Origin of the sequence: Sphingomonas sp. Leaf62, assembly GCF_001421915.1 — a bacterium.
Classification (GTDB): Bacteria; Pseudomonadota; Alphaproteobacteria; order Sphingomonadales; family Sphingomonadaceae; genus Sphingomonas.
Window position 1 is genome coordinate 1 of sequence record NZ_LMLN01000002.1, and the last position, 12,831, is coordinate 12,831.

The following is a 12,831-nucleotide window of genomic DNA, read 5'->3' on the forward strand; positions in this document are numbered from 1 at the left end:
GAGATCACCCTCGACATCTTCCTAGACAGAAAACGTCTACAGAGTCTGAAGTGCATACTCCCCGTACCGGGGAGGATTGGCGGCACGTTCGGTGCCGGGACCATCGGTTCCACGACGGCCTTTGGGGTAGTGTTCGACCAGACAGGTTCTTCGACAAAGGCCGACGCGGGAGTGAACCCCGCGTCGTCGGTCGTCGCGATGGCGACGCCGGCCGGCCGGCGCTTTGTGCGCTCGGGCTTTGCCCGCGCGTATCGTTCAGCAGCTCGCTCTGCTTCACTCAAAGCTTGGCGGTCAGCTCCGGCACCAGCGTGAACAGATCGCCGACCAGCCCGACATCGGCGACCTGAAAGATCGGTGCGTCCTCATCCTTGTTGATCGCGACGATGACCTTCGAATCCTTCATGCCTGCCAGATGCTGGATCGCGCCCGAAATGCCGACCGCGATATAGACCTCCGGTGCGACGATCTTGCCGGTCTGGCCGACCTGATAGTCGTTGGGCGCATAGCCGGCATCGACCGCCGCACGCGATGCGCCGACGGCGGCGTTGAGCTTGTCGGCGAGCGGATCGATCAGCGCATGGAATCGCTCTTCCGATCCCAGCGCGCGACCGCCGGAGACGATGATCTTGGCGCTGGTCAGTTCGGGGCGTTCCGACGCGGCGATCTCGGCACCGACGAATTTGGAGACGCCCTTGTCGCCGGTTGACGTCACCGCCTCGACGCTGGCTGATCCGCCGGTCGCTTCCGCCTTGTCGAACGCCGTGCCGCGCACCGTCAGCACCAGCTTGGGATCGCTGGTCTTCACCGTCGCGATCGCGTTGCCGGCATAGATCGGGCGGGTGAAGCTGTCCGGCCCCTCGACCGACAGGATCTCGCTGATCTGCATCACGTCGAGCAGCGCGGCGACGCGCGGCGCGATGTTCTTGCCCGTCGTCGTCGCGGCCGCGACGAACGCATCGTGGCTGCCCATCAGTTCGACGACCAGCGGCGCGACGTTCTCGGCAAGGTTGTGGGCAAAGGCGGCGTCGTCGGCGACCAGCACCCGGGCGACGCCGGCGATCTGTGCAACGGCCTGTGCAACGCCATCGACGCCTTGCCCTGCGACCAGTGCCTCGACCTCACCCAGCCTGGCGGCGGCGGTGACGGCGGCATAGGTCGCGTCCTTGACCGCCTGTCCGTCATGTTCGACCCAAACCAGCGTCTTCATGCGACCACTCCCAGCGTCTTCAGCTTGCCGACCAGTTCGTCGACATCGGCGACCTTTACCCCGGCCTGCCGCTTCGACGGTTCCTCGACCTTCACGGTCGTCAGGCGCGGGTTGACATCGACGCCGAAATCGGCGGCGGTCTTTGCCGCCAGCGGCTTCGACTTGGCCTTCATGATGTTCGGCAGCGACGCATAGCGCGGCTCGTTCAGACGCAGGTCGGTGGTGACGATCGCCGGCAGGTTGAGCGCGACCGTCTCCAGTCCGCCATCGACCTCGCGCGTGACGTTGACCGTTTCACCCGACACCTCGACCTTGCTGGCGAAGGTCCCCTGCGGATAACCGGTCAGCGCCGCCAGCATCTGGCCGGTCTGGTTGTTGTCGTCGTCGATCGCCTGCTTGCCGAGAATGACCAGTCCCGGCGCTTCCTCGTCGATCACCGCCTTCAGCAGCTTGGCGACGCCCAGCGGCTCGACCTTCGCATCGCTGGTAATCAGGATTGCGCGGTCGGCGCCCATCGCCAGCGCGGTGCGCAACGTATCCTGCGCCTTCTGCTCGCCGATCGACACGACGACGATCTCGGTCGCCACGCCCTTTTCCTTCAGGCGGATCGCTTCCTCGACCGCGATCTCGTCGAACGGGTTCATGCTCATCTTGACGTTGGCGAGGTCGACCCCGCTCCCGTCGGCTTTCACACGGGGCTTCACATTGTAATCAAGCACACGCTTGACCGGCACCAGCACCTTCATGGGCACTCCCTCTCAAAACGTCTTGCGCTGTGGCATCGCGCGTTTCTGTGGCGGTTCTGCGTGGGTTTCGCAAGTCCGGTATGGAAACGCCGGGACGCCGTAGCGGCAGGCGGCAACCCTAGACCGAATCACCTTGCCTCCCCAACGAAAAAGGGCCCGGACGTTTCCGCCCGGACCCCATTTCCGCTGGGTTCAGCGCTTACAGCAGCCGGATCCGAACCATCATGACCAGAGTGCCGACCGCTGCTCCTTTGACAAACGACCAAGCCCGTCGTGTGTCATCAGGGGCGAGCCGGACTGCCATGGATCAAGCGGCCTTCTGCACTTCCGCGACGATCTTCTTGGCAGCATCGCCCAGATCGTTGGCCGGAACGATCGCCAGACCCGAATTGGCGAGGATGTCCTTGCCGGCCTGCACGTTGGTGCCTTCCAGACGGACGACCAGCGGCACCGACAGGTTCACTTCCTTTGCGGCGGCGACGATGCCCTCCGCGATGATGTCGCACTTCATGATTCCGCCAAAGATATTGACGAGAATGCCCTTCACCGCCGGATCGGCGAGAATGATCTTGAACGCGGCGGTGACCTTTTCCTTGTTCGCGCCGCCGCCGACGTCGAGGAAGTTGGCCGGGAACATGCCGTTCAGCTTGATGATGTCCATCGTCGCCATGGCGAGGCCGGCACCGTTGACCATGCAGCCGATATCGCCGTCGAGCTTGATGTAGGCCAGGTCGTACTTCGACGCCTCCAGCTCCATCGCGTCTTCTTCGGTGGTGTCGCGCAGTTCCATCAGATCCTTGTGACGGAACATGGCGTTGCCGTCGAAGGCGACCTTGGCATCGAGCACCACCAGCTGGCCTTCCTCGGTGACGGCGAGCGGGTTGATCTCGATCTGCTCGGCATCGGTGCCGAGGAACGCATCGTACAGCTTCGACGCGACGCTGGCGGCCTGCTTGGCGAGATCGCCCTTCAGTTCGAGCGCGGCGGCGATGGCGCGGCCATGATGCGGCATGAAGCCGGTTGCTGAATCGATGTCGATCGAATGGATCTTCTCGGGCGTGTCATGGGCGACCGCTTCGATGTCCATGCCGCCTTCGGTGCTGGCGACCATCGACACGCGGCCGGTGGCGCGGTTGACGAGCAGCGCGAGGTAGAATTCCTTGGCGATGTTCGCGCCGTCGGTCACGTACAGGCGATTGACCTGCTTGCCCGCGTCGCCGGTCTGAATCGTGACCAGCGTGTTGCCGAGCATGTCGGTCGCGTGCGCGCGCACTTCGTCGAGATTCCACGCGAGGCGGACGCCGCCCTTCGCATCCGGGCCGAGTTCGACGAACTTGCCCTTGCCGCGGCCGCCGGCGTGGATCTGCGACTTGACGACATAGAGCGGTCCGGGGAGCTTGCCGGCGGCTTCAACGGCTTCGTCGACGGTCATCGCCGAGAAACCGGCGGGCACGGGCACGCCGAACTTCGCGAGCAGTTCCTTGGCCTGATATTCGTGAATGTTCATGGATTCGCCTTCCGCCTCTCGGGTGGGTGTCTGGTAAGTTGGCAAAGTTGCCACGCCTAAAGCACAAGCTGACCACCGAATCCAGTGTTAAACTGGCTTAATGCAATTGCGTCGCAGATGCTTTACCGAAGGCCGGTCGCGCAGAGCGCCGCCGAACTGCCGGTTACCGCGACGATTTCGGGATCGCCAAGCGCCCGCACCCGCCGCAGAAACCCCGGCAGGTCGTTGGCATCGCGCGCGGCGGGCAGGTCGGACATCCGCAACAATTGGGCAAGGCTCAGACGGTCGACCATGTGCTGCGCCATGCAGGCCGACAGCGACCGTGACAGTCCCGCCCCCTGCAATCCGCTGCGCAACCGCGCCTCGGGCACGGCGCAGCCGGCGAGCGCCAGGACCAGGAGGAACGGGGCGGAAGGCGTCGCAATGTCAAGGCCAAGCCGCTATAGCCCCCGGATGCACTCGGCAATCGCCATCCCGATCTTCGTCGCGACCATGACCGTCATGGCGGGGTTCGCGGCACGGGTCGCCTGTTCCGCAGATCGCGCGCCGATGGGTCGGTCGGTCCACGCGGCGACTGCGCAGCACCGCAACCGGGGTGACCGCCGATGACGCCCGAAGGCTGGCAGGCCCGGGCGCTGTCATGGGCGCTGGCGATCTTTGCCACGCTGGCGATGGTCGGGGCGGTTGCGACCATGTCGACCGATGGCGGAACGTCGCGTCCCGGCGCGGAAGTTGACACCGGCGATGTGCAGCGGGTCGATCCGCGTACCGGCGAGCCGGTGCCGGCACCGCGGCCCGCGCCGTTCACCACCGGCGCGCCGCGCGTCGAAACGCCGCAAAGCATCGCGGCGGCACGCCACGCCGACGCCACCCGCGCCGTCGCGCGCTGGCTGGAGGTGCTGACCTATGCCGTGCTGGCGCTGGTCGCGGTGATGGCGGTCGGGGTGCTGGCGCTGTTCCGCATCGCGCAGGCGCTGGGCGAGCGGCGCGACGACTGACCGCATGATCGACGATCCGTTCTTCTATGCGCTGGCGGTGCCGGCGGTGCTGATGCTGGGGCTGGCCAAGGGCGGCTTTTCGGGGATGGGGGCATTGTCGCTGCCGATGTTGGCGCTGGCGGTCAATCCGGTGCGCGCGGCGGCGATCCTGTTGCCGATCCTGATCGTGCAGGACGTCGTCGGCATCTGGGCGTTCCGGCGGACGATCGACTGGCGGGTGATCGCGTGGATGCTGCCGGGCGCGGGGATCGGCATCCTGCTGGGCTATGGCTTTGCAAGCGCGGTGCAACCTTCGGCAGTGCTGGCGGTGGTCGGGGCGATTTCGATCGCGTTCGGGCTGTGGCGGCTATGGACCGAACGCAACGGGATGCCGGCCGCGCGGCGATCGCCGGGCTGGGTCGGCACGATGTTCGGCGCGGCATCGGGGTTCACCAGCCAGATCGCCCATGCCGGGCAACCGCCGTTCCAGCTGTGGGTGTTGCCGCGCCAGCTTCCGCGCGACGTGCTGGTGGGGACGACCGCGCTGTTCTTCGGCGCGGTCAACTGGTTGAAGGTGCCGGCCTATCTGGCACTGGGGCAGTTCACGGCGGCGAACCTCGCGACGTCGGCGGTGCTGTTGCCGGTGGCGATCGCGGCGACGGTTGCCGGGGTGTGGCTGGTCCGGCGGGTGTCGGCGAAGCGGTTTTACACCGCGATCTATGGGTTGATGATCGCAGTCGGGGTGAAGCTGGTCTGGGACGGGGTGGCCTGACCGTTCAGGCGGGCAGGGCGGAAACCGTGCGCCAACGCGCGACGCCGACCAGCAGCCGTGCCATTACCGCCGCCCCCGCCGCAATGCCGATCGCAGTGGCCATCACCGCGTGCGCCGGAACGACCGCCGCCCATGCGCCGCAGGCGAAGCGGACGACGAATACCCCGAGATAGAGGATCAGCGGCAACGGGGACCCCGGCTGGCGAACCCGCCCGCCCGGCAACCGCTGCCCGCGCGGATCGGGCAGCAACGCGCCGCTTGCCGCCCCCAGCGCAGCACCGCCCGCCCAGGCCCCCAATGCAGGCAGGATCCCGACCTGATGGGCGAAGGCAGCGACCCCCATCACGCTCCACAACAGGAAGGCGATGGACGGAAGCAGCGCGACCGCTACCGGCACCTCCCGCGTCCGCAGCCGCCGCACACCAAGGAATACGAGCGCCGCCAGCAGGACATACACCCATGTCGGTGCCCCGGTTGCGATCTGACTGGGATGCATGACGTGTTCCTTCCCCCAAAGGATGATGCCACCATGCTATAGCATGACGACCGGTTGACAAGGCGCGGACGAGCCCCGCGTCAGTCGAACAGGCTCGACACCGACGATTCATCCGCGATGCGCCGGATCGCTTCGGCGAGCAGCGGGGCGATGGTCAGGTGGCGGATCTTCTTGCCCTGCGCGATCACGTCGTGGTTGCCGATCGAATCGGTGATGACCAGTTCCTCAAGCGCCGACGCCTCGACCCGTGCCACCGCGCCGCCCGACAGGACGCCGTGGGTGCAATAGGCGACGACGCCAACCGCCCCGGCCTGTTTGAGGGCGGCGGCGGCGTTGCACAGCGTGCCGGCCGAATCGACGATATCGTCGATCAGGACGCAGAAGCGGCCCTCGACATCGCCGATGATGTTCATCACCTCCGATTCGCCGGCGCGCTCGCGACGCTTGTCGACGATGGCGAGCGGGGCGTTGTGGAGCCGCTTGGCGAGGCTGCGCGCGCGGACCACGCCGCCGACGTCGGGCGAGACGACCATCAGGTTATGCTCGCCGAAGCGGGTCTTGATATCCTCCGACATGACCGGCGCAGCATAGAGATTGTCGGTCGGGATATCGAAGAAGCCCTGAATCTGTCCGGCGTGCAGATCGACGCACAGCACGCGGTCGGCGCCGGCTTCGGTAATGATGTTGGCAACCAGCTTCGCCGAGATCGGGGTGCGGGGGCCGGGCTTCCGGTCCTGTCGCGCATAGCCGAAATAGGGGAGGACGGCGGTGATGCGACGCGCCGACGCGCGTTTCAGCGCGTCGATCATGATCAGCATTTCCATGAGGTTGTCGTTGACCGGATAGCTGGTCGACTGGACGACGAACACGTCCTCGCCGCGGACATTCTCTAGCACCTCGACGAAGATTTCCTCGTCGGCGAAGCGGCGCACGCTGGCCGTGGTCAGCGGAATCTCCAGATAGTCCGCGATCGCGGTCGACAGGGGAAGGTTGGAATTGCCCGCCAGCAGCTTCATGGGTGCGCCCGTATCGATGATGAAAAGATGCGGTGCGCCATAGAGCGCGCCGACGAATTGTGAAACCCATGTGACGCCCGCGTTTGCGCCGATGCGACAAATGGGCGAGAGGGCGGCCATGACCGTCACCCGTTTCGCCCCCAGCCCGACCGGCTTCCTGCACATCGGCAACCTGCGCACCGCGCTTCACAACTGGATGTTCGCGCGCAAGGCGGGCGGGCGGTTCCTGCTGCGGATCGACGACACCGATGGCGCGCGTAGCGAGGAGCGGTTCGTCGAGGCGATCCGGCGCGATCTGGCGTGGCTGGGGCTGGTGCCCGATGGCGAGGAACGGCAGTCGGCGCGGTTCGACCGGTATGAGGCGGTGTTCGCCGACATGGTCGCGACCGGGCGCATCTATCCTGCCTATGAGACGCCCGAAGAGCTGGATTTGCGGAGAAAGGTCCTTGCGGGGCGGGGCTTGCCGCCGGTTTATGATCGTGCGGCACTGAAACTGACTGACGACGACCGGGCGCGGCTCGAGGCAGAGGGGCGGCGGCCGCACTGGCGGTTCCGGCTGGAGGCCGAGCCGATCGCGTGGGACGACATGGTGCGGGGGCCGCAGCGGTTCGACGGGGCGTTGCTGTCCGATCCGGTGGTGCGGCGGGCCGACGGGTCGTGGCTGTATCTGTTGCCGTCGGTGATCGACGATGCCGATATGGGCGTGACCCATGTCGTGCGGGGCGAGGATCATGTGTCCAATACGGCCACGCAGATGCAGATGTTCGCTGCGATGGGGGCGGTGCCACCCGCCTTTGCGCATGAGGCGCTGCTGGTCGGGAACGAGGGCAAGCTGTCGAAGCGGCTGGGGTCGCTGGGCGTCGAGCATTTCCGGGAGCAGGGGATCGAGCCGGAGGCGGTGGTGGCGCTGCTCGCACGGCTGGGGACCAGCGATCCGGTCGAGGCGGTGATCGATCCGGCACCGCTGATCGCGGCGTTCGATTTCGGCCGGTTCGGGCGCGCGCCGGCGCGGTTCGACGAGGGCGAACTGGCGCAGGTGAATGCGCGGATCGTGCATCAGCTGCCGTTCGAACGGGTCGAGGACGCGCTGCCCGAGGGAATGGAGGCGGCGGCATGGGACGCGGTGCGCGGCAATATCGCGCGGGTCGACGAGGCGGGCGATTGGTGGCGGGTGGTCACCGGGCCGGTCGACACGGTGCCGGTCGCGCCGGAGGATCGCGCGTTTCTGGACCGGGCGGCCGAGGTCGCGGCGGGGCTGGAGTGGACCGATCCATGGGGCCAGCTGACCGCCGCGCTGAAGGCCGAGACCGGGCGCAAGGGCAAGGCGTTGTTCCTGCCGCTGCGCCGCGCGCTGACGGGCATGGACCATGGGCCGGACATGGCGACGCTGCTGCCGCTGATCGGGCGGGCGCGCGCGGTCGACCGGCTGCGCGGCTGACGCGCACGTCAGCTTTACACGCCCGACGATAGGGTATCTCATCGCACGGCCGACTGGACGGCAGGAGATACGAATCGAAGGGACGGTGGCATGGCATATCAGGGACAACGTGGCCTGAGCCCGGTAGGTTTGGGGATAGCGATTGCGATCAATGGCGGCCTGCTGGCGCTGGCGATGATGACGGCGACGAAGAGCGTGCGGTTCGTCGATCCGGTGATCGAGGCGGTCAACATCCCGATCGAGGTGCCGCCGCCGCCGATCCCCGACGAGGTCAAGCCGGTCGAGCGGGTCATCAACGATCCCGCCCCGGTGCCGCTGCCCGTCGTGCCGCCCGCGCCCTATCCTGTGACCGGCCCGACGATCGAGAGCACCGAGGTCATCCCGCCGGCACCGCCGACGCCGCTATCGCTGCCGACGACGCCAAGCGGGGCCGGAACAGCGGGGCCGGTGACGGTCGCCACGCCGTTGCCGGTGCTGGTGTCGGCCAGCGTCGATCCGCGCTATCGTGCCGATTTCCAGCCCGATTATCCCGCGTTCGAACGTAATATCGGCCGCGACGGCGTGGTCGTCGTCCGCGTGCTGGTCGGCAGCAACGGGCGGGTGAGCGCGATCGAACCGGTGCGCGCGACCAGCGACGCGTTCTTCGAAGCCACGAAGAAGCGCGCGCTGTCGAAATGGCGCTTCCGTCCCGCGACCCGCGACGGGGTGGCGGTCGAAAGCTGGCGCGAGATGACGGTGCGCTTCACGATGCAGGATAGTTGAGGCGGGCTTCTCCCCATGCGTGCGCCGCATGGGGAGAAGGCGGATGATTCACGCGAAGGCGCGGAGACGCGAAGGGGTTGCGCTTGCTGGTCCGTCATCCGTGCCACCGGCCTTGATCGACCCTGCAACTGGTGAAACGGTCTTCCGTTCGCACAGACATCGCGCGGAACGCGACCCCTTCGCGTCTCCGCGCCTTCGCGTGAGTCCATCCTTCTTTCATGGCCGTCCGGGGCTGGTGATTGTCCGCCCCTGCGCCTATCTTCCGGGGCGATGAAATTGCGCCATCTCTTTTCGCCGGTTCATGCCGTGCGGGACTTTGTCGGCTTTGCGCGGATGCGTGAGAAGCACGAATGGTGGTTCCTGCTGGCATCGATCTGCATCGTGCTGTTGATCGGATGGGGGTTCGTGCACGATTCCTATTTCGAACGCGTGTACCGGCCGAACATCATCTATGTCGAAAGCTGGCCAGCGAACCGCACCGATGCGGAGATCATCGCGCAGCAGAAGATCGACCAGGCCAAGCAGGACGCGGCGAACGCCGAGTTCGAGCGCGAACGCGCCAAGCGGCAGGCCGAGTGGAAGAAGATCGACGACAAGCTGAAAAGCTGGGGCATCTGACCGACCCGGTCGAGGATGCGCGCTGGATGGGCGCGGCGCTGACGCTGTCGGCGCGGACACGCGGCAGCACCGCGCCCAATCCCAATGTCGGTTGCATCGTCGTGGCGGACGGCCGGGTGGTCGGGCGCGGCTGGACGCGGGCGGGCGGGCGACCGCATGCCGAGGCGGAGGCGCTGGCACAGGCCGGCGCGCAGGCGCTGGGCGCGATCGCGTATGTCACGCTGGAGCCGTGCGCGCATGAGTCGGTGCGCGGGCCAGCCTGTTCGGACCTGCTGATCGAACACGGCGTCGCGCGGGTGGTGATCGGCTTGCGCGATCCCGATCCGCGGACCGACGGGCTGGGGATCGCGCGGTTGCAGGCGGCGGGGATTGCGGTGACCTCCGATGTTCGGGGCGAGGATGCGGCGCGGGCGATGGCGGGGTTCCTGACCCGGCGCGCACTGGGGCGGCCGTTCGTCACGCTGAAGCTGGCGCTGTCGCTGGACGGCGCGGTGTCGCGGGCCGATGGGCAGAGCCAGTGGATCACGGGACCGGCGGCGCGCGCGCACGGCCATCTGGAACGCAGCCGCCACGAAGCGATTCTGGTCGGGCGGGGTACCGCCGAGATCGACCGGCCGAAGCTGGACGTGCGCCTGCCGGGGCTGGGCGAGCGCAGTCCGCAGCGGGTGGTGCTGTCGGCCGATTGCGAGGCGATGGACGGATTCACGATGCTGCCGGGGGTCGAGGCGCTGTCCGACCTGTCGGGTGACCATGTGCTGGTCGAGGGTGGCGCGGCGACGGCGGCGGCGTTCCTGCGCGCCGATGTAGTCGACCGGCTGCTGCTGTACCGCGCCCCGATCCTGATCGGGCATGGCCGGACGCTGCCCGATATCGCGCTGACCGATCTCGCAGCGGCGCATGGCCGCTGGCGACTGCACGACGCCCGGATGCTTGGCAGCGACCGGTTGGAGGTCTACGAGCGCGTCAGGATCGAGCGCTAGCAATCGGTCGTCATCCCCGCCTTCGCGGGAATGACGGCGTGGTCGGGCTAGATATCGATCGATCCGGGAGAAGGAGCGAAGCGTGTTCACCGGAATAGTCAGCGACGTAGGGCGCATCGAATCGATCGACGGGCCGGGCGACCTGCGCGTCCGGATCGGTTGCGCCTATGATACCGCGACCATCGACATGGGCGCATCGATCGCCTGTTCGGGCGTGTGCCTGACGGTGGTGGAAAAGGGGCCGGGCTGGTTCGCGGTCGATGTGTCGGGCGAGACGGTGTCGCGCACCGCCGACCAATGGGTCGCGGGACGCAAGCTGAACCTCGAACGCGCGCTCAAGCTGGGCGACGAACTGGGCGGGCATATCGTTACCGGCCATGTCGACGGCGTGGGCAAGGTCGTCGCGGCGCAAGCCGACAAGGATTCGACCCGCGTGACCGTTGCGATCGACCGCGCGCTCAGCCCGTTCGTCGCGACCAAGGGGTCGGTGACGATCGACGGCGTGTCGTTGACCGTCAACGACGTGGCTGACGACGCGACCGGCACCCGCTTCACCGTCAACCTGATCCCCCATACCCAGTCGGTCACGACGCTTGGCGACCTTGCCGAAGGGCAGTCGGTCAATATCGAGATCGACGTGCTCGCCCGTTATCTGATGCGAATGGAACAAGTCCGTGGCCAACGCTGAACTGGCGGGTCTCCGCCACGCCTTTCTGTCCTCGCCCGAGGAAATCATCGACGAAGCCCGCAACGGGCGGATGTTCATCCTGGTCGACGACGAGGATCGCGAGAATGAGGGCGACCTGGTCATCCCGGCGCAGATGGCGACGCCCGATGCGGTCAATTTCATGGCGCGGCACGGGCGCGGGCTGATCTGCCTCGCCATGACCAGATCGCGGGTCGACCAGCTCGGCCTCGACCTGATGGCGCGCAACAACGGCACGCGGCACGAAACCGCCTTCACCGTCTCGATCGAGGCGCGCGAGGGGGTGACGACCGGCATTTCCGCTGCCGATCGCGCGCGGACGATCGCGGTTGCGATCGATGCGTCGAAGGAAGCGTCGGAGATCGTGACGCCGGGCCATGTGTTCCCGCTGGTCGCTCGCGAGGGCGGGGTGCTGGTGCGCGCCGGTCATACCGAGGCGGCGGTCGACGTGTCGCGCCTCGCCGGGCTCAATCCATCGGGCGTGATCTGCGAGATCATGAACGAGGACGGGACGATGGCGCGGATGGACGATCTGATCGGCTTCGCGCAGTTGCACGGCCTGAAGATCGGGACGATCCGCGACCTGATCGCGTACCGTCGCCGCCATGACCATCTGGTCGAAAAGCGCGCCGAGACGGTGTTCGAGAGCGAATGGGGCGGCGAATGGCGCGCCATGACCTTCTGGAACAAGGCGACGGGCAGCGAGCAGGTCGCGCTGGTCAAGGGGCTGATCGATCCGAGCAAGCCGACGCTGGTGCGGATGCACGCGCTGTCGCCGTTCGCCGACCTGTTCGGCGAGGGTGGCGAGCGTGGCGGGCTGCTGCGGCAATCGATGCGGATCATCGGCGAGGAAGGCGCGGGCGTGGTCGTCGTCATCAACCGCCCGCGTCCCGACGGGCTGACGCTGGCGATCCACGCGCGCAGCGGCGCGCCGGTGCCGGAGATGGAGGAACTGCGCGACTATGGCGTCGGCGCGATGATCCTGAACGAATTGGGCGTCGAGGACATGGTGGTCCTGACCAACACCCACCACACGCTGGTCGGGCTCGACGGTTATGGGCTGAAAATCGTCGGCGAACGGCCGATCGTGGAGAATTGATATGGCGAAGATACTGATCGTCGAAGCGCGGTTTTACGACCATTTGAACGACCTGCTGCTCGAAGGGGCGCGGGCGGCGATCGAAGCGGCGGGGCATGAACACGAGACGGTGACCGTCCCCGGCGCGCTCGAAGTGCCGGGCGCGATCGCGATCGCCGATGCGGCGGAAGTCTATGACGCGTTCGTCGCGCTGGGCGTCATCATCCGCGGCGAGACCTATCATTTCGAGGTCGTGTCGAACGAGAGCGCGCGTGGAATCATGAACCTGTCACTGGAAGGCGTGCCGGTCGGCAACGGCATCCTGACCGTCGAGAACGAGGCGCAGGCGCTGACGCGGGCGAAGTGCGACGAAAAGGACAAGGGCGGTGAGGCGGCCAAGGCGGCGCTGGCGATGATGGAATTGCGCGAGCGGTTTTCGGTTTGAAGTGATTCCTCCCCGGTACGGGGGAGTATGCACTTCAGACTCTGTAGACGTTTTCTGTCTAGGAAGATGTCGAGGGTGATCTC

General features: G+C 66.9%; 17 protein-coding genes. 11 read left to right on the forward strand and 6 right to left on the reverse strand.

Going from position 1 to position 12,831, the window contains the following annotated elements:
• Window positions 1-312 (forward strand): hypothetical protein (locus ASE91_RS20320; protein ID WP_235530230.1); only part of this gene is annotated, 312 nt, incomplete at its 5' end.
• Here the strand turns inward: ASE91_RS20320 and ASE91_RS00705 are convergent.
• The 4 genes from ASE91_RS00705 to ASE91_RS00720 all read right to left on the reverse strand — a co-directional run bounded on the left by ASE91_RS00705 (window position 278) and on the right by ASE91_RS00720 (window position 3,831).
• Window positions 278-1,207 carry an electron transfer flavoprotein subunit alpha/FixB family protein gene (locus ASE91_RS00705; RefSeq protein WP_056621843.1) on the reverse strand — a complete coding sequence of 310 codons (930 nt, stop codon included), beginning with the start codon at window positions 1,205-1,207 and terminating at the stop codon, window positions 278-280. The genes ASE91_RS20320 and ASE91_RS00705 overlap by 35 nt on opposite strands.
• Window positions 1,204-1,953 (reverse strand): electron transfer flavoprotein subunit beta/FixA family protein, encoded by a 750-nt coding sequence (locus ASE91_RS00710; RefSeq protein WP_056621845.1) that lies wholly within the window; start codon window positions 1,951-1,953, stop codon window positions 1,204-1,206. Before ASE91_RS00710 ends, ASE91_RS00705 begins: the two co-directional genes overlap by 4 nt.
• 307 nt (window positions 1,954-2,260) lie before the next feature.
• Window positions 2,261-3,460 (reverse strand): ADP-forming succinate--CoA ligase subunit beta, encoded by a 1,200-nt coding sequence (gene sucC / locus ASE91_RS00715; RefSeq protein WP_055999141.1) that lies wholly within the window; start codon window positions 3,458-3,460, stop codon window positions 2,261-2,263.
• 122 nt (window positions 3,461-3,582) lie between these two features.
• Complete coding sequence (locus ASE91_RS00720; protein ID WP_235530232.1) at window positions 3,583-3,831, reverse strand: hypothetical protein; 249 nt, start codon at window positions 3,829-3,831, stop codon at window positions 3,583-3,585.
• Window positions 3,832-3,913: 82 nt separating this feature from the next.
• Here ASE91_RS00720 and ASE91_RS19090 point away from each other — a divergent pair, with 82 nt between their 5' ends.
• Genes ASE91_RS19090 through ASE91_RS00730 form a run of 3 tightly spaced genes read left to right on the forward strand, consistent with a single transcriptional unit; the run spans window position 3,914 to window position 5,209 of the window.
• Complete coding sequence (locus tag ASE91_RS19090; protein WP_156357595.1) at window positions 3,914-4,069, forward strand: hypothetical protein; 156 nt, start codon at window positions 3,914-3,916, stop codon at window positions 4,067-4,069.
• Complete coding sequence (locus ASE91_RS00725) at window positions 4,066-4,458, forward strand: hypothetical protein (RefSeq protein ID WP_055999147.1); 393 nt, start codon at window positions 4,066-4,068, stop codon at window positions 4,456-4,458. The genes ASE91_RS19090 and ASE91_RS00725 overlap by 4 nt, the downstream gene beginning before the upstream one ends.
• A 4-nt stretch (window positions 4,459-4,462) precedes the next feature.
• Entirely contained in the window at window positions 4,463-5,209 is a 747-nt protein-coding gene (locus ASE91_RS00730; RefSeq protein WP_056621847.1) for a sulfite exporter TauE/SafE family protein, read from the forward strand.
• Between the two features lie 4 nt (window positions 5,210-5,213).
• Here the strand turns inward: ASE91_RS00730 and ASE91_RS00735 are convergent, their stop codons facing one another.
• Together ASE91_RS00735 and ASE91_RS00740 are read right to left on the reverse strand one after the other, a co-directional pair.
• On the reverse strand, window positions 5,214-5,705 hold the full coding sequence (locus ASE91_RS00735) for a DUF6622 family protein (protein ID WP_056621849.1): 492 nt from the start codon (window positions 5,703-5,705) through the stop codon (window positions 5,214-5,216).
• An 80-nt stretch (window positions 5,706-5,785) separates the two neighbouring features.
• Window positions 5,786-6,721 carry a ribose-phosphate pyrophosphokinase gene (locus ASE91_RS00740; protein ID WP_055999154.1) on the reverse strand — a complete coding sequence of 312 codons (936 nt, stop codon included), beginning with the start codon at window positions 6,719-6,721 and terminating at the stop codon, window positions 5,786-5,788.
• 118 nt (window positions 6,722-6,839) lie between these two features.
• Between ASE91_RS00740 and gltX the strand changes: the two genes are divergently transcribed.
• The 7 genes from gltX to ribH all read left to right on the forward strand — a co-directional run bounded on the left by gltX (window position 6,840) and on the right by ribH (window position 12,748).
• Window positions 6,840-8,159 (forward strand): glutamate--tRNA ligase, encoded by a 1,320-nt coding sequence (gene gltX / locus ASE91_RS00745; RefSeq protein ID WP_056621851.1) that lies wholly within the window; start codon window positions 6,840-6,842, stop codon window positions 8,157-8,159.
• A 90-nt stretch (window positions 8,160-8,249) separates the two neighbouring features.
• Window positions 8,250-8,921: a TonB family protein gene (locus ASE91_RS00750; protein WP_056621853.1), complete on the forward strand. Its 672-nt coding sequence runs from the start codon at window positions 8,250-8,252 to the stop codon at window positions 8,919-8,921.
• Window positions 8,922-9,227: 306 nt separating this feature from the next.
• A complete protein-coding gene (locus ASE91_RS00755; protein ID WP_235530233.1) occupies window positions 9,228-9,539 on the forward strand; it encodes a hypothetical protein in 312 nt (103 codons plus the stop codon).
• Window positions 9,540-9,565: 26 nt separating this feature from the next.
• The gene (gene ribD / locus ASE91_RS00760; RefSeq protein WP_056621855.1) at window positions 9,566-10,519 is read left to right on the forward strand and encodes a bifunctional diaminohydroxyphosphoribosylaminopyrimidine deaminase/5-amino-6-(5-phosphoribosylamino)uracil reductase RibD; all 954 of its coding nucleotides are present in this window, start codon (window positions 9,566-9,568) and stop codon (window positions 10,517-10,519) included.
• An 82-nt stretch (window positions 10,520-10,601) separates the two neighbouring features.
• Window positions 10,602-11,207, forward strand: a complete 606-nt coding sequence (locus ASE91_RS00765) for a riboflavin synthase (protein ID WP_055999168.1) — start codon at window positions 10,602-10,604, stop codon at window positions 11,205-11,207.
• A complete protein-coding gene (ribB, locus tag ASE91_RS00770; protein ID WP_055999169.1) occupies window positions 11,194-12,324 on the forward strand; it encodes a 3,4-dihydroxy-2-butanone-4-phosphate synthase in 1,131 nt (376 codons plus the stop codon). Before ASE91_RS00765 ends, ribB begins: the two co-directional genes overlap by 14 nt.
• A 1-nt stretch (window position 12,325) precedes the next feature.
• A complete protein-coding gene (ribH, locus tag ASE91_RS00775) occupies window positions 12,326-12,748 on the forward strand; it encodes a 6,7-dimethyl-8-ribityllumazine synthase (protein ID WP_056621857.1) in 423 nt (140 codons plus the stop codon).
• Window positions 12,749-12,831: the final 83 nt, after the last annotated feature.

Excerpts from the sequence above, each read along its gene's own strand:
- ASE91_RS00710 (WP_056621845.1), bottom strand. The coding sequence starts at position 1,953 with ATGAAGGTGCTGGTGCCGGTCAAGCGTGTGCTTGATTACAATGTGAAG.
- gltX (WP_056621851.1), top strand. The coding sequence starts at position 6,840 with ATGACCGTCACCCGTTTCGCCCCCAGCCCGACCGGCTTCCTGCACATC.
- ASE91_RS00730 (WP_056621847.1), top strand. The coding sequence starts at position 4,463 with ATGATCGACGATCCGTTCTTCTATGCGCTGGCGGTGCCGGCGGTGCTG.
- ribD (WP_056621855.1), top strand. The coding sequence starts at position 9,566 with ATGGGCGCGGCGCTGACGCTGTCGGCGCGGACACGCGGCAGCACCGCG.
- ASE91_RS00735 (WP_056621849.1), bottom strand. The coding sequence starts at position 5,705 with ATGCATCCCAGTCAGATCGCAACCGGGGCACCGACATGGGTGTATGTC.
- ASE91_RS00740 (WP_055999154.1), bottom strand. The coding sequence starts at position 6,721 with ATGAAGCTGCTGGCGGGCAATTCCAACCTTCCCCTGTCGACCGCGATC.
- ASE91_RS00750 (WP_056621853.1), top strand. The coding sequence starts at position 8,250 with ATGGCATATCAGGGACAACGTGGCCTGAGCCCGGTAGGTTTGGGGATA.
- ASE91_RS00725 (WP_055999147.1), top strand. The coding sequence starts at position 4,066 with ATGACGCCCGAAGGCTGGCAGGCCCGGGCGCTGTCATGGGCGCTGGCG.
- sucC (WP_055999141.1), bottom strand. The coding sequence starts at position 3,460 with ATGAACATTCACGAATATCAGGCCAAGGAACTGCTCGCGAAGTTCGGC.
- ribH (WP_056621857.1), top strand. The coding sequence starts at position 12,326 with ATGGCGAAGATACTGATCGTCGAAGCGCGGTTTTACGACCATTTGAAC.
- ASE91_RS19090 (WP_156357595.1), top strand. The coding sequence starts at position 3,914 with ATGCACTCGGCAATCGCCATCCCGATCTTCGTCGCGACCATGACCGTC.
- ASE91_RS00705 (WP_056621843.1), bottom strand. The coding sequence starts at position 1,207 with ATGAAGACGCTGGTTTGGGTCGAACATGACGGACAGGCGGTCAAGGAC.